This window comes from Methylobacterium sp. BTF04 (genome assembly GCF_010692745.1).
In the GTDB taxonomy this organism is placed as follows: domain Bacteria; phylum Pseudomonadota; class Alphaproteobacteria; order Rhizobiales; family Beijerinckiaceae; genus Methylobacterium.
Map to the genome: position 1 here is coordinate 1 of NZ_JAAHTB010000064.1, position 14,994 is coordinate 14,994.

Below are 14,994 nucleotides of genomic sequence, written 5' to 3' on the forward strand. Positions count from 1 at the left end.
GCCTCCGTCCCGCAGCCCACGTCCAACCACCACGCCCAAGGACCTGAGCAATTACAAAGATTTCGCAGAAATTGTTGCGCCACTTTCATCAGCAAAAACTGTTGCACGATGCGTTCGAAATTACGCTTGATAGAACTGGAGTTAATTCCAAAAATCAAAGAATTCAAATGAGATTCGACTGGAAAGATTATGTGAGATGGCGAGAAGATAATTATATAGTCCTCATTTATCAATCTGACATAAGTTATCAGATGATACCCAAGCGTGCCGTTTCCGCTGAGCAACTCGAAGATATTCGGTTTTTCGCACTCGCGGCAGGCGTACCAGGGTGCCAAGTTCGATGAATTTCTAGGTGTATGGTCTGAGGATGAGGTGTGGCGGATTGATCCTGAAGCGATCGGGCTCTTTCGTCCAGGCGCTCAGGATGAACTCAGTGGGTGTCAAGCCGCGCAGGGTTTTGAGACATGGGCGTGCCTGTAGGCATCAACGAGCAGATGCAAATGCGCCCGAAGCTGGTCATGGCTGTCGGAATGGTAGCGCTTGACCGTCGCGTCGCTGATCGTGCGGTTCATTCGCTCGACTTGCCCTTTTGTCCAAGGATGGTTCACCTTGGTCAGACGGTGCTCAATACCATGACGGTCCAGGCAGCGATGCAGCGAGGACTGGATCAGATGCAGGATCGTCGGCTGCAAACCATAGAGCCAGTCGTCCAGCGGTAGCAGGGTGTGGCGCCGAAAGGCGACGATGATCGCCTCATCCTCGTCCGTCAGCAAGGAAGAGCGCGGCTCATTGCGGCCCAATTGGACATCCGCCGACGTCGCCCGTTGACGCCACTTCTGCACCGTCGTCGGACCGGCGCCGTTAGCGCCGGGCCAGCGCCCTTACGCTCTCCTGACGTAGCTGAATCGCGCGACGGACTGCGTCCGTCGTGGTGGTGCTTCCATGGAGAACTTGGCCTACAGCGCATCCCTCGCAGCATGGTGCTCAACCGTATTACCACACCGTGGGATCAAACAGCTAGGCGCCAGCAATGAGGAGTGCGCGAAGCGCACCATTGAAGGAGGCGCTGTCTGCCTTGGGGGTATCTGCCCACTGAATGTGAACGTGAGTCAGATGTTCAAAATTCACACGCGCCATCTCGTCTTTATAACTTGGCTTAGTCTGGCCCGTCCTGGTTCCATCGGAATGATAGACATGCTGATCATAGATTATTAACTCCCACCCCATATCAGCCGAAAGATCAATAAAATTGCCAATCAGACCGAAGCCATATCCGCATTCGGTAAAATCGTAGCTTGCGCCAAACTGAGGGGCGGTACGAGCATAGAGGTGAATGTCTAAAGCTCGGCCAGTATTATGAATGTCAGTTGGGTCACCCCTTCCTAAAGCTTGCAAGCGTTTAGCCGTAACGCTGATTGTCTTTCCAGTTTTTTTATCTTTTTTGTAATGGTCAAAAACCGGAGTGCGAATAATGCTTGGACCTACGTCCCAAAGAGCGGACATCAATGTCTCGACTGCGAGTCTCGCCATGCCACAACTCCGAGCGTAAATTGCCAACCTAATTAATGTGGTGTCTGCCGACTCACTCTAGTTCAAAGTCGCATCGCTGTCATAGCGGACCTGTCGCAAAGCGTGACGCGGGCCGCAGAAACGGCTTTACCGACCCGGTTTCATGCTTTGTTCCCATGAGAAAGTCCGAAACAATAGGCGAGTAGCTTGTTCTGCTCGCGGACGCTCCACGCGTCGGCGAACCCGAAGCCTTTGCGCAGCCACAGCAGGGCTTCGAATCCCTGGATGGTCCGCCGCGCCGTGTTGGAGGATTGGAAGCCGCCGATCCGAGGCATGTTCCGCCTGACCCGGAGTGGTCGCTCTCGATCCCCTGCTGCAGGGGCGTCGTGACGTAGTGGAGCGATGTGCGGGGTGGAAGGCCACTCCCGGCTTTCAGTCTGATGCGCGGCATCGACGGCGATCTGCCCGTTGTAGCCTTGAACGAAGCCGTCGCGGGTCGGCAGGATCCGGCTGTCCGGGTCGGTGAAGTTGCGCTGTGCCCGGTCCGGCAGACCGCAGTTCTCACCGCGCAGAGGCCGACCCTGCCAGCGCATGCCCGAGGACGCACCCGGCCCGCTCTCGTCCTCGGGGTTTGGCGGATCGACTGCTTCGGCCTCCAGGGCTGCTTTGGCAGCACGGATCGTCTCCAGGCGCCGCTGCTTGTCGGCCATCCAGTCCGGCCTCTCGTCCCCACGCCGGGTCGCGCCCTGCGCCGCATCCTCGGCCGCATTCGCCTCGCGCGCTTGCTCCAGCCAGGCGTCGACCTCGGCGGTCTGCGCCGGCTCGGCTGTCTTCATGCGTCCGTAGCTCATCGCCTTGTGGCGGGAGGCGTTGGCCTTCACCTTGGTGCCGTCCACCGCCACGTGGGCGAACTGGACCAGACCGGCGGCCCGGCACAGGCGCAGCACCTGCACGAACGGGTCGGACAAGGCTACGAGGTGGCGCTTGCGGAAGTCGGTGATGGTTTGGAAGTCCGGTCGGTTCAGGCCGGTCACCGCCATGACGTCGACCCGCTCCTCGCAGGCCCGGGCGAGCCGACGCGCGGAGTACAGGCCGCGGCTGTAGCCGTAGAGCAGGAGCGCCACCATCATACCCGGATGGTAGCGCAAATAGCCGCGCTCCTCGCTGTAGGTGTCGAGGATGGCCGAAAGGTCGAGCGCCTCCCGCACCGGGTCGCGGACGAAGTGCGCCATGTGCCCGGGCGGCACGAACTCGTACAGCGAGGGCGGCAGCAACCAGCCCTGATCCACATTCCAGGAGCGAAACACCTTGGCCATGAGCCGAGTGAATCACCCTCCGGCCCCGCCCGTCGAGAGGATTACTCGGACGGGCTCCTAGCTCTCATACCCTGATATCGTCACGCACCAGGTCCATTCCCAGCATCGCTGCCACCCCGTCGGCGCCGCAGTTCCACCGGCGGTAGGCCGACGATGTCGTAGGTCGCGGAGGCAATGCCGATGCCGGCCGCGTCGAACTCTGAGATGATGTGGCGGCTGATGGCGTCCTTGGCACCGCGAATCTGGTGCGTGCCAAGGATGAAACGCACGGTTAGCTCCAGCCAGTTATCCGTGATCCTGAAGAAGACGCGCGGCTCTAGGTCGATGGGCTCGACCCCGAAGCGTTCCTGGAGGTTGGCCTTGGCCGCGGTCGCCATAGAATTGGGGTCGACGGCATGGAGCCTCGCGGCTTCCAGCAGGATCGCCTCCGCCTTCGCCCGGTCGGCCTAGTAGGTGACGGGAATGGCCATCTCCTCCCAGATGAACGGGAAGTCGCGGGTATAGTTGAACACCGGCTCGGAAAAGATCTTCGCGTTGCTGACCGTGACGATGCGACCGGTGAACTGGCGGCTCTTCACCCACATCGCCGGATCGGCGCCCTGGACGCTCGGGGGCTGTCCCATCTCCATGATGGTGGTCTGGATGAAGCCCAGTCTGAGGACGTCCCCGCGAACGCCACCCATCGAGATCCTGTCACCGACGGTGAAGGTCGCACCGCGCAGGATCACGAAATAGCCGGCGAGTGAGGTGACCACCTGCTGCAGGGCGAAGGCGAGGCCGGCGGACATCAACCCGAACGCCGTCGCGAGCCGTGAAGGGTCGTTGAACCAGATCGACAGCAGTCCGAGGATCAACAGGACCGCGGCGAGCAGGCTGATGCCTTGGCGCGTCCAGAATTTCGTCTGCAGGCTGGCGTGATCGGTTCGGCTCATGACCAGGCCGACGAGGGCCCGCAGGCCGATACCGCCGCCGACGATGACGGTGATAAAAATCAGGGAGAGCACGAGCTTGCGCCCGTTCTCGGCGTTCACGCCGACCCAGTCGATTCCGAGAAAATGCACGTGATGATCCTTTGGCGTTCCGTGCCCCGAGCCAGGACGTAACGGTTCGCAAGATGTTCAGGAGTTTGAAGCGGTAGCGGACGCCGCGGTTCCAAGGACGGTGGCGGCGGGTAGCTCGAAACGAAACGTCGTTCCCAGGTCGATGATGCTGGTAACGGTGAGTGTGCTGCCCTGGCGCTCGACAAGGTCGCGGCACAGCAGGAGCCCAAGCCCGCTGCCTCGCTCGCCAGCGGTGCCGTTGGTCGTCGTGCGTCGGTCGAGCCTGAACAGGTCGCCGAGCTTGCCAGGTGGCATCCCAACGCCGGTATCGGTTACCGACACCTCGACCCCCGCCTCGGTCCGACGCGCCGCGACCGTGACGGTTCCTCCAGGCAGCGTGAACTTGACTGCATTGCTGACGAGGTTGCGCAACACGGTCGCGATCATGTCGCGCTGCGCGCTGACATGCAGGCCAGCGCAGTCCGTGACCAGCACGAGCCCCTTGTCGGAAGCTGCCTCGCTCGCACCCCGGACGACTTCCGTTGCCGCGAGGTCGAGATCCACGTTGGTGATGGATACCGTCAGAGTGTCCATTTGCAGGCTCGCCCAGGAGAACAGGCTCTCCAGCAGGGCATAGGCTTGAGTCGCGGCGTCGTTGATGCCCTTGGCACGGCGCTCGATGGACGCGTGATCCTTCGCGGCGACCGCCTTGCTCAGGACCTCCGACAAGCCGAGCAAAGCCTGGAACGGATTGCGTAGGTCGTGGGCGATGATCGAGAACAACAGGGTCTTCTGGCGATTGAGGGTGTCGAGTTCGAGGGATTTGGCCTCGGCCTCGCGCCGCGCCTCGTCGAGCTGGACCTGGAAGCCGCGACGGGCGTCCGCATACCGGATGGCGCGGGCTAGGCTCGACGGCGTCGCGTCCGCCTTCGCGAGATAGTCGAGGGCACCAGCCCGCATCAGGCGGAACGCCAGGGCCTCATCCGCTTCGCCCGTCAGCATCAGGACGGCGTGCCCCTCGCCGGGAAGGGCGAGAAGCGAGGCCAGGAGCTCGAAGGTGTCGACGTCCGGCAGGCGGTAGTCGAGCAGCACGCAATCGAAGGCGCCAGCTTGCGCCAGCCGCAATCCGGTCGTGCCGTCCGGCGCCTCGCTGAGGACGTGCTTAAGGCCCGACTTCTTCAACGCGCGGCGCACGGACGCCCGGTCGACGGCGTCGTCGTCGATCAGAAGGATACGGGTCGGGCTCGCCACGACGCGGGTTCGATCTACTGTGGGAATTCGACCACCTTCCAGAAGTGCTCCAGCATGGAGACCGCCTCCATGAAGGTGTTGGCCGGGTCGCGCTTGACGATGTAGCCGGCCACGTTGTGCCCGTAGGCGCGCATCCGATCCTCGTCCGCCTTCGAGGTGGTGATCATGAACACCACGGCGGTCCGAAGATCCGGGTCGGCGCGTATCGCCTCCAGGAACTCGATGCCGTTCATGCGGGGCATGTTGAGGTCGAGGAGGATGAGATGGGGCTTCGGTATCTTGGTCTTACCGTTCTCGCCGCGCAGGAACTCCAGCGCCTCGATGCCGTCGCGGGCGACCGTGATCGGATTGCCGATCTTGCTCTTCGTGAAGGCGCGCTTGAGGCCCTGGACGTCGACCTCGTCGTCGTCGACCAGCAGCAGATTAACCGTCGAACCCATCAGATACTCCCTTCGCGCCGTCCTGCGGCCATGTGAAATGCACCGAGAGGCCACGTCCCTCCCGGCCTTCGGCCAGCCAGACCTTGCCGCCCTGGCGCTCGACGAGTTTTTTGACGATCGCCAAACCCATCCCGCTGCCCTCGACCTCGTCGCGGGGCCTCAGCGTCTGGAACATCCCGAACACACGTTCCCTGAACTGCTCCGGAATGCCGGCACCGTCATCTGTCACGACAAACTCCACCATGCCGGCGCTTGCCTGCGCATCGACCCAGACGTGACCGTTTCCCGGATTGTCATGGTGCTTGATGGCGTTGCCGATCAGATTCTGAAGCGCCTGCGTCAGAGGTGCCTTCGCAGCGGACAATGTCGGCAGGGTATCGGAGGCGACAATCTCGAACCCCTCAGGCGGGCTGACCATCACCGTGAGATCCTCGACTAAGGCCTTGGTGTTCACCTCTGTGAAGGTGAAGGCGACGTCGGCGCGACCGGCCCGCGAATAGGCCAGCAGGTCGTCCAACAAGCTCTCCAAGCGTCGGACGCGGCTCTTCAGCAGCTCCATGTTGGTCTGGACGTCACCGGTCAGCGAACCTTCGAGGTCCTCCTCGATCCAGCCCACGAGGTTTTCGATTCCGCGCAGGGGCGCCTTGAGGTCATGCGAGGCGACGTAGGCGAACTGCTCCAACTCTTCGTTCGTCCGGCGCAGGTCAACGGCATGGCGGGCCAGCCGGCCTTCCATGCGCTTACGGTCCGTGATGTCGGTGTTGGTCCCGTACCAGCGGACGACGCGCCCTTCGTCGTCGAAGAAGGGATTCGCACGCGAAAGGAACCAGCGGTACGCGCCGTCGGCTCCTCGTAGCGGGAAGGTGTCGTTCCAGGGCTTCCCGGCGGCGAAAGCCTCGGAGATGCGCTTGACCACCCGGTCGATGTGGTCGGGATGGTGGACGGCCTTCCAGCCCCAGCCCTTCATGGAAGCGAGGGTCGTTCCGGTGAACTCATACCAGCGCTCATTGTACCAGAAGATATTGCCGTTCGCGTCCGCGATCCAGGCGAGCTGGGGCAGAGTATCCGCGAGATTGCGAAAATCTGCAGCGTTGGGCGCGGTCGGCTTGGACGTATCGCTCATCGGATGTTCCAGACTTGGATGGCCTCAGGCGCCGAGGGCATTCTTGCGCTGACGCCAAGTCGCGACCTTGCGCAGGATGCGCGAGAGGTCCTCGACCGAGTACGGCTTGTGCAGAAGCTCGAAGCCATAGGTCCCATTCTTCGCCAGCACGTGGCTGTAGCCCGAGGTGAGCACAATGGGCAGGTCGTGGTAGCGCCGTCGGATCTCGTGGCCGAGGTCGATCCCGTCCATACCCGGCATGACAACGTCGCTGAACACCACGTCGAAGCGGTTCGCGTCGTTCGCCAACTCCGCCAAAGCCTCGTCGGCATTGGCCGCCCAGACCGTTTTGTAGCCGAGCTCGGCCAGGGACTGGGTCGCGAACGTACCGACGTCGACGTTGTCCTCGACCACCAGGACTCGGGTGCCATGGCCGTCGACAAGGGGCGCTGTTTCGATTTCAACGGAGGCAGATCCGCCCGGGTCATCCACGCGCGGCAGGTACAACGTGAAAGTCGTGCCGTGCCCGACCTCGCTCTCGACCGCGACATCCCCACCCGACTGCTTCACGAAGCCGAACACCTGCGAGAGGCCTAGGCCCGTGCCATGGCCGACGCCCTTGGTGGTGAAGAACGGTTCGAAGATGCGCTCCATGGCGTCTTCGGCGATACCGGCGCCCGTGTCGGTGATGGAGACCGAAACGAACGTGCCCGCCATTGCATCGTGTCCACGGAGGGCCGGAATGCCCTCGACCTCGTGCATAGCGATCAAGAGTCGGCCCTGGCCGCCCATCGCATCGCGTGCATTGACGACCATGTTGACGATGGCGGTATCGAACTGGCTCGGGTCGGCGTCGATGAAGCACGCCGTTCCAGCGACCCGAACCTCCACCCGGATGCGGGACCCGGTGAGCGTGCCGACCATGTCGCCGACCGACGTGAGGCTCCGCCCAACCTCGAACACCTCGGGTCGGAGCGCTTGCCGGCGGGCAAACGCCAGCAATTGCCCGGTCAGCCTGGCGGCCCGGTCGACCGTGTCCGATATCGCCCCGACATAACGCAGGCGGCGCTCTTCGGCGAGGCCGGGCCGCTTCAAGAGGTCGGTAGACGACTTGATCACGGTCAGGAGGTTGTTGAAATCGTGCGCGACACCCCCGGTGAGTTGACCGATAGCTTCCATCTTCTGGGCTTGGCGCACGGTTTCCTCCGCCAGCTTGAGAGCCTCGGCCCGTGCGTGCTCGGCGGTGAAGTCACGGCCGACCGCGTTGACGACCCCCTCCTCGGACCGCGACGACCATGAGATCCACCGGTATCTGCCGTCCTTGTGCCGGTATCGGTTGTCGAAACGGGTATGAGCAAACCCTTCCGATGACGCCTGGGCGCCCTCCACCGTACGGTCCAGGTCATCGGGGTGGATGAGCGCGAACAGGTTCCTGCCGACCAGCTCCTCTTCGGACCAGCCCAGCACGGTCTGCCATGCCGGGTTTACGGCGATGATGATTCCGTCGAACGCACACCGGAGCATGATCTCGGAAGAAAGTTGCCAGAGGCTATTGCGGTCGAGCGTCCGTTCGGCGACGCGCCGCTCCAGGGTCTCGTTCGCCTCGCGTAGACGAAACTCCGCCTGTTTGGCATCGGTGACGTCGAGCACGAACACGTAGAAACCATCGACGGTGCCATCGGTGGCGCGCCGGGGAAGATAACGGATGTCGGCGACGCGGGGCCGGCCGTCCCCATGCGGCCAGTCGAGTTCGAGCCGAACCGTCTCCCCGTTGAGAACCGCTGCGAAGGCGGCCTCCCGTGCGGCGTAGCCTGCCTCGTCGACCAACTCGCGGACATTGCGACCGACCACCTCTTCGGGTGTCCTATCGAACCAGTCCTCGTAGGCGCGGTTTGCGAAGCGATAGACCAAGTCCCGGTCGATGAAGGCGATCAGCACCGGAAGCGCGTCGGTGACAAGCAGAAGCTCGGCCTCACGGGCTCGCAGCGCCCGTTCCGTGAGAACGCGCTGGGTCGTCTCGTTGGTAACGCAGAACATCCCGACGACATCGTCGTTTTCGTCGTAGATCGGCGAGTAGGAGAATGACCACCACGTCTGCTCCTCGACCCCATGACGCGTCATCGTGAGCGGCAGATCGTCGAAGCGGCTCGCGGTGCCGGCGAGAGCCAAGTCGACCACCGGCCGGACGTCTTCCCATACGTCGGGCCAAACCTCGGGCATCGCAGTGCCCAGAGCCCAGGATAATCTGGGTCCGAGGATCGGTCGGTAGACGTCGTTGAAGAAGAACGTCAGGTCCGGGCCCCAGGCCAGGAACATGCTCTCGGGAGAGGCGAGGACGAGGCTCAGCGCGATCTTGAGGGCAGCTGGCCATCCATGGGTCGGACCAAGCGCGGTGACCGACCAATCATGGGCCCGCACCTGGGCGCCCATCTCGCCGCCGGCGCGCGGGAATTCGCTAGGTCGTGCCGGGCCATCAGAAAGCATGCATCGTCGACCTAAACCCGTCCCGGGACGGGCGGCCAGTGGAGAACGAGGAAAGCCGGAGGTTGTTGCCCTCGTCGATCAAACCGTCCCCGGGAAATTGCGGATTGGTACCTCGACAACACAGAACGCACGTTCGAACAGGCAAGTCAGGCGGTCCCTTTATCGACCGCCCTAACGAGGCCATGCTGGACGAAACGCCTGAAGGCGTTGCCAAATCTATCCGACGACCACGAAACGGAAGACGCCCCGGCGGGCCCTCTCCGATCAGAGGTTCAGGTGGCCGGAAGAGCCTCGGCCCGTACCGGCAACGTCCAGTTCGGCCGTACGAAGTGGCAGGTGTACCCGTCGGGTCGGCGCTCCAAGTAATCCTGGTGCTCCGGCTCGGCCTCCCAGAACGGGCCGACCGGCGCCACCTCGGTGACCACCTTTCCCGGCCAAAGCCCGGATGCGTCGACATCCGCGATGGTGTCCTCGGCGATGCGGCGCTGGTCGTCGTCGACGTAATAGATCGCCGAACGGTAGCCCAGGCCGCGGTCATTGCCCTGCCGGTTCAGGGTCGTCGGATCATGGATCTGAAAGAAGAATTCCAGCATCCGGCGAAAGCTGGTCCGCGCCGGGTCGTAGGTGATCTCGATGGCTTCGGCGTGGGTGCCATGATTGCGGTAGGTCGCATTCGGCACGTCGCCGCCAGTGTACCCGACACGCGTCGTCACGACCCCCACCTGGCGTCGGATCAGGTCCTGCATCCCCCAGAAGCACCCTCCGGCCAGCACTGCCCTCTCGTCGCTCATCGCCCGAACCCTCACTTGGTCTGTTGCCGTCGATATGGTCGTTCACGCCCCTTTCGACCAGTGCGACCGCTTTTCGGCTCAACGCGCGGAGGCGTTCCTGAGAGCGGCACCAGTGGCCTGCCGTTTGAACGGCGGTTGCGAGGGTGGGTCTGCGTAAGATCATGCGGATGCAATTCGCTGCCTGTGATGATCGCTGGTATCCGGGCCTACGGTGGAAGTTCGACGACGGGACGCTCGATGAGTCGATCGCACCGGTGCATTCCCCTTGCGGGTGGCCCGCGGAGGCGCAGCGCATGGGAGATGGTCAGGTGTCGCCTAGTGCGGCGCGGGCAGATCGGTGGCCGGACCTGCAATGGATGTGGAGGTCAAGCCGCTGCGCCTGATGCCAGTCGTCTGCTACACCGGACGTATCGGGTGATGAACTGCAGGACGGGATGACGACCCCTCGGGCTCTATCAGCACGCCGAGCCGCCGGTCTCGCTCTGTTCTGGGCCGGTCTCGTCTTCCAGGCGCTGCCATTGTCGGCCCAAGCCGTGAAGCCGGCCGCGACCAAGGCTCGGCTGCCGGCGGATGCTGCGGCGTGCCTTCGGCGAATGATCGACTGCGCCCACTGGACCGGCGAGGTGGCTTACGATGCACCGCGCGGCCGAGAGATCGCCGCCGCCGTCGAGCGACTGCGCTGCGACGCAGTCGCGGCGGACGAAGCCAGCCTCCGGCGGCGTTACAGGCGCGATCCTGCGGTGTCGAAGGCGTTCGAGCGGGCCTCGGCCGGCGGTGGCTGAGGCGGACGATATGCCGTCTGTTTTATGAGCGAGAAACCGACATTGCGTCCGATCACTGGGCCGCCCGGGAGGCCGCCTGACGGTTTCGGATCATCGCGACGATGCCCGCCAGGATGACCGATGCGATTGCGCCAGCGATCACCAGGAGGGTGAGAGTACGGTTCCAGAGCCGGTCGAGGCCAAGATCGGCGGTGACGAGATCGGGACGCTCCGGGTCGGCCATCACCGCGATGCTGTAGTCGCCGGCGTGGGCGCCCGTAAACACGTAGTTCACCCGACGCGCAACGCTGCCCGTGGACGTGCGCAGATTGAGCGTCACGTCGCAGATGTGGAGCACGATCTTGGTGGTACATTTGCCATCGGTCACCCAGCCGTTCGGGACAGGACGCGCCGCTTCGCGGACCTGCCAATCCGAGAGGACCGTCGGAGCCGTGTAGACGGCGCAGGCGACAAGAATGGCTCCGAGCGCGGCGAGGCCGAACAGTGACCAGAAGGTATTGCCCCAACCCTGGCGGGGCGGCGGAAGGCGAAGGCGTTCGGTGCCGTCCTTGGCTACGGTCATGGTGTGGGGCTCACGTGAGAGGGTGTATCTCGGCTCGCGGGATGGACCGGTGACGTGCCGGTCTGGGCGAGAATCTTGCGCGCCTCGGCCGCATATCGGTAACGGCCGATCAAATCGGCGAAGGTCTGCAGCGTCATCTTGCGTGGCAGCCCGGCTGTCACGGTGACGATGCGGCGTTTGGGGTCGAGCTTGAGTTTCCGGCCGCCCGGCACCCGTTGTGGGAAGGGAACGTCCGGCGGAAGCAGCAACCGCGTAACGACGCCGTTCTGCTGCAGCGACAGGTCGAGATCGGCGATGTCGTCCCAGCGAATCGCCGGGTCGAGGCCGGGGATCACCATCGCGTCGGTGCGTAGGATCATCGTCGTCCGTTCGCCCCGCGCCAGTCGGAACAGACCGAAACCCGCGAGCAACGCCCCGCAAGAGAGGGCCACACCAGCCACGAGCCTTGCCTCACCAACGGACAGTCCGCGCAGGCCGAGCAGCGTCAAAGCGAGTGCAGCAGACGCGAACAGGCCGCCGACGACGACCAAGAAGATCGCGGCGGGCCGGGTGTTCTCGCGTAGCACCTGATCGTCCGTGCCGACCTCCGCCACGGTCGCCTCCAGGTGAGCACGAAAAGCCGTTTCGCGCGCCTCTACCGCTCCGAGGAAATCCGCCGTCGCGTCACGACACAACCCGGCAGGGTCCGCGAAGTAGGCTGCGAGTTGCCCCAGAGCGTGCGGTGGCGGGACGGCGGCCGCGGCCGTCAGGAGGTCTGCCTCGAGCGTCTGGCCGAGAGCGGCCAAACGCTCGCGCGTCGGCGGGTGGGTATCGGTGGGGTGGGCCTGCTCCGCTTCCAGATGCGCGGCCGGGTCGTCGAGCCCTCGCGCGATCGCGTTGTCCAGGACGGCCGCAACGAGGTCCGCGGGCGCCGATGCGGGCTTTTCGACAGCCGCATCGAGCACCTCGGCGATGCGTGGAAGAACCGCCCCCGTGCGCAGGAGCGCCCGCGCCGATGCACTGACCGAGGTCGCGTCCGATCCAACCTTGTCTGCGGCGAACTCGCGCGCCCGGCTCCAATGGCGAACAGCGAGATGGAAGCGCTCCATCACGAACAGGCCGAGCCGCAAAGAGGGGCCAAGAAGACCGAGGGCCCCTTGATGGTTCTCTGCCACCGCATCGAGGGAGCGCCCGACCCCGGCATAGATCGGCAAGAAGCGCTGGCTGTAAGCGGTATCCCCGCCGGCGTAATGCGCAAGTTCGTGCCCGATGATCGCCGCTACCTCGTCGCCGCGCAGAAGGGCCAGGTAGGGCAGCGGCAGATAGAGGATGCGCCCCGTCAGCCGTTCACCGCCGGGCTCTATGACGGCCGGTCCAGCGCTGACGAAAAAGCCGCCGGTGAGACCCACAACGACGCTCTCGGGCTTGAGTGCGCCGAGCCGTCCGGCAAGTCCGTCCGTCAGCCGCCATAGGCCCGGCGCCTCGATCGGCGAAACCGTTTTGCCGAAAATCGGCAGTGGGTACGGTTCGAAGGCGGCCAGCGCGCGGCGCAACCCGAGCACCGTGCTGATGGCGACCCACAGCGTCGCCCCGATCGCGACGGCAGCGATGCCGAGGAGCTTCAGCACGCCGATATCGAAGCCCGACTGGATGAGAAGACCCGATTCGAAAATCACGGCGGCAACGAAAGCCGCGGTGGCCGCGAGGATCTGGACCGCGAGTGCTGCCGGAAGCAGCCGGCGCATCAGCGAGAAGCCATGCACCAGGGCGTCGCGCGAACGCGATCCAGCCCACCCGAGGACGGCACCGGCCAAAAGCACGAGGATGGAGAGGAGCGCGGCGAGACCGCCACCCAGCACGACGACCGGCGGTAATGCGCGTCGCCACTGCATCAGTGCGGTCAGAGTCGCGGCTTCATCCCGAGCGCTCCGTGCCTTGTCCAGGGCGAGCGGTCCACCGTAGAGTTGGCCGTTGTGACGGAACTGCATCCGCATATCGAGACGCCCGTCCCGCGGTGCACGCGCCTCCAGATCCGCCACCACCTGGGTCAGGGTCTGCTGCTCGGTCCTGAAGGCGATCCAGTCGTCGGCCCCGCGCTGATCCTCCCAGAGACCGAGCGACAGCAGACCGAACGGCAACAGCACCGTCGCCGCGACAAGGCCGACAAAGCTGCGCAGTCGTGAGGTACCCATGATCGTGGTCTTGGAAATGCTGATCTCCTGAACGGTACGGAATGCGACGGTGCCGCGACGCACGAAGCCAGGGCCGCAATGAAGACGGCCGGTGAATGAGAACCCGTTTCGACGCACGATGTGGATTGGGCGGGTAAAGATTGAGCACAACCGAAACAACGATGCGTTGAGCGGCTGGATCTCTAACCCACCCGGAGCAGGAATCAATCAAGGCCGCGTTTGTCCAGGGCTAAAATACTCGGCTTCACTGCAGTTGACGGGTTGCGTATAGGCTGCCACCGCGTGCTGCGGAGCTCGGCGGCATCGCATCCCGATGACAGTCCCCGTATGAGAGGGGTGTTGGGGCTCCCCGCTGGACTTTGGTCCACCCGCCAATCGATTGAAACAGATCAGCCAACAAAGGCGCGAACCGTGAAAGCCTCCTGGGAGCGCGCCCTGCTTTACGTCGGCCTCCTCGTCTGGTTGCCGGCGATCCCGTTCGCGCTCGCGCTTGCAATCGCTAACTTCACCGGATGCGAGTTGAGTGAGAACGATGTCCGGCCCTGCGTCGTTGCTGGGCTCGACATCGGCCTCCCCCTGACACTGATGGGGTTGATGGGTTGGCTCGTTATCGCGCTCCTTCCGTTCATGGCGCTGACGCTCCTCGCCGGTGCCGCGTGGGGATTCGTCCGCCTGATCGTCGCTTGGCGACGCTCGATACGGACGCGGAAAACGCCCAAACCCGATTTCGCTGCGGATCGGCGCAGGGTCTTGAACGCCAATTCCAGGGACGATTAGCGCCCTGACAGTCGAATCGGCTCCGGACACGCGCGCCGAGTGGTAGCCAACGAATTGCATCGGCGCATGTCCTCGCTGGCGATGGTCGCAAAGACGAACCGACGGACCTACTTCGCAAGCAACCTGAACGACGCGCTCGGTCGCGAGCTGACGTGACCTTCATTCCCGCGCCCGCCCAACCCTACCGCTCATCGGCTTGGACATACCGAGCACCGACTTTAATCTGGTCGGATACCCATCGGGATGACGCCGATGTGTATTGCTTCGCGCAGTGCATGACCCTAATCCGGCGCCGATGCTGGTCGATGGGAATTCGACATGAAGAAGCCACTCGCCCTTCGTATCGACCCTGACCTGTTGGTGGCCGCGCGGGAATGCGCGCGCCGCGACAACCGCACCCTTACCAACTTCATCGAGACCGTCCTTCGGCGCCGCGTCGAGGAGATGGCGGGCCTTCGTCCCGAACCAAGTGCGGCGACGAAGAAGGGACACCAAGCGTGACGTCCGAGCCAATCATCCCGAAGTTCCTGGGAAAGGCGCCCACCGGCATCTCCGGCTTCGACGACGTGACCTTTGGCGGACTGCCCGTCGGCCGTCCCAGCTTAATCTGCGGCTCGGCAGGCTGCGGCAAGACGCTGTTCGCGGTGACCTTCCTGGTCAACGGTGCGACCCAATTCGGCGAGCCCGGCGTGTTCATGAGCTTCGAGGAGCGTGCTGTAAAGGGCGGACCAATTTCAGGCCGCTGCGGCGGAGTAAAACCAGGCCAGTG

At 63.8% G+C, this 14,994-nt stretch carries 14 protein-coding genes and 3 pseudogenes; 4 read left to right on the top strand and 13 right to left on the bottom strand.

The genetic code is table 11. The features are described from left to right. Window positions 1-348: 348 nt before the first annotated feature. The 11 genes and pseudogenes from G3T14_RS21530 to msrA all read right to left on the bottom strand — a co-directional run bounded on the left by G3T14_RS21530 (window position 349) and on the right by msrA (window position 9,933). Window positions 349-906 (bottom strand): annotated as a pseudogene (locus G3T14_RS21530) (integrase core domain-containing protein). A gap of 111 nt (window positions 907-1,017) precedes the next feature. After that, on the bottom strand, window positions 1,018-1,530 hold the full coding sequence (locus G3T14_RS21535; protein ID WP_163644575.1) for a hypothetical protein: 513 nt from the start codon (window positions 1,528-1,530) through the stop codon (window positions 1,018-1,020). Window positions 1,531-1,670: 140 nt separating this feature from the next. Continuing rightward, window positions 1,671-1,930: pseudogene (locus G3T14_RS21540) on the bottom strand (DDE-type integrase/transposase/recombinase); the annotation flags it as partial. A 16-nt stretch (window positions 1,931-1,946) separates the two neighbouring features. Beyond that, window positions 1,947-2,825, bottom strand: a pseudogene (locus G3T14_RS21545) (transposase); the annotation flags it as partial. Window positions 2,826-2,905: 80 nt separating this feature from the next. Then, complete coding sequence (locus G3T14_RS25195) at window positions 2,906-3,202, bottom strand: hypothetical protein (RefSeq protein WP_246733482.1); 297 nt, start codon at window positions 3,200-3,202, stop codon at window positions 2,906-2,908. Between the two features lie 69 nt (window positions 3,203-3,271). Further along, complete coding sequence (locus G3T14_RS25200; protein WP_348645321.1) at window positions 3,272-3,886, bottom strand: mechanosensitive ion channel domain-containing protein; 615 nt, start codon at window positions 3,884-3,886, stop codon at window positions 3,272-3,274. A 57-nt stretch (window positions 3,887-3,943) separates the two neighbouring features. After that, complete coding sequence (locus G3T14_RS21555) at window positions 3,944-5,116, bottom strand: hybrid sensor histidine kinase/response regulator (RefSeq protein ID WP_163644576.1); 1,173 nt, start codon at window positions 5,114-5,116, stop codon at window positions 3,944-3,946. Window positions 5,117-5,130: 14 nt separating this feature from the next. Further along, complete coding sequence (locus G3T14_RS21560) at window positions 5,131-5,556, bottom strand: response regulator (protein WP_163644577.1); 426 nt, start codon at window positions 5,554-5,556, stop codon at window positions 5,131-5,133. Next, window positions 5,540-6,679 carry a PAS domain-containing sensor histidine kinase gene (locus tag G3T14_RS21565; RefSeq protein WP_163644578.1) on the bottom strand — a complete coding sequence of 380 codons (1,140 nt, stop codon included), beginning with the start codon at window positions 6,677-6,679 and terminating at the stop codon, window positions 5,540-5,542. The genes G3T14_RS21560 and G3T14_RS21565 overlap by 17 nt, the downstream gene beginning before the upstream one ends. Window positions 6,680-6,703: 24 nt before the next feature. Next, window positions 6,704-9,142, bottom strand: a complete 2,439-nt coding sequence (locus G3T14_RS21570; RefSeq protein ID WP_163644579.1) for a PAS domain-containing protein — start codon at window positions 9,140-9,142, stop codon at window positions 6,704-6,706. A 272-nt stretch (window positions 9,143-9,414) separates the two neighbouring features. Then, a complete protein-coding gene (msrA, locus tag G3T14_RS21575; RefSeq protein WP_163644580.1) occupies window positions 9,415-9,933 on the bottom strand; it encodes a peptide-methionine (S)-S-oxide reductase MsrA in 519 nt (172 codons plus the stop codon). A 434-nt stretch (window positions 9,934-10,367) separates the two neighbouring features. Between msrA and G3T14_RS21580 the strand changes: the two genes are divergently transcribed. Continuing rightward, a complete protein-coding gene (locus tag G3T14_RS21580; RefSeq protein ID WP_246733483.1) occupies window positions 10,368-10,715 on the top strand; it encodes a hypothetical protein in 348 nt (115 codons plus the stop codon). Between the two features lie 52 nt (window positions 10,716-10,767). Here the strand turns inward: G3T14_RS21580 and G3T14_RS21585 are convergent, their stop codons facing one another. Together G3T14_RS21585 and G3T14_RS21590 are read right to left on the bottom strand one after the other, a co-directional pair. Continuing rightward, window positions 10,768-11,277 carry a hypothetical protein gene (locus G3T14_RS21585; protein ID WP_163644581.1) on the bottom strand — a complete coding sequence of 170 codons (510 nt, stop codon included), beginning with the start codon at window positions 11,275-11,277 and terminating at the stop codon, window positions 10,768-10,770. Then, window positions 11,274-13,448 carry a M48 family metalloprotease gene (locus tag G3T14_RS21590; RefSeq protein ID WP_204262991.1) on the bottom strand — a complete coding sequence of 725 codons (2,175 nt, stop codon included), beginning with the start codon at window positions 13,446-13,448 and terminating at the stop codon, window positions 11,274-11,276. Before G3T14_RS21590 ends, G3T14_RS21585 begins: the two co-directional genes overlap by 4 nt. Before the next feature lie 339 nt (window positions 13,449-13,787). Between G3T14_RS21590 and G3T14_RS24800 the strand changes: the two genes are divergently transcribed. The 3 genes from G3T14_RS24800 to G3T14_RS21605 all read left to right on the top strand — a co-directional run. Beyond that, entirely contained in the window at window positions 13,788-14,225 is a 438-nt protein-coding gene (locus G3T14_RS24800) for a hypothetical protein (RefSeq protein ID WP_204262992.1), read from the top strand. A gap of 318 nt (window positions 14,226-14,543) precedes the next feature. Continuing rightward, window positions 14,544-14,726, top strand: coding sequence for a hypothetical protein (locus G3T14_RS21600; protein WP_163644582.1), 183 nt, complete (start codon window positions 14,544-14,546; stop codon window positions 14,724-14,726). Then, the coding region (locus G3T14_RS21605; protein WP_348645322.1) for an ATPase domain-containing protein at window positions 14,723-14,994 on the top strand (272 nt) is incomplete at its 3' end. The genes G3T14_RS21600 and G3T14_RS21605, both read left to right, overlap by 4 nt.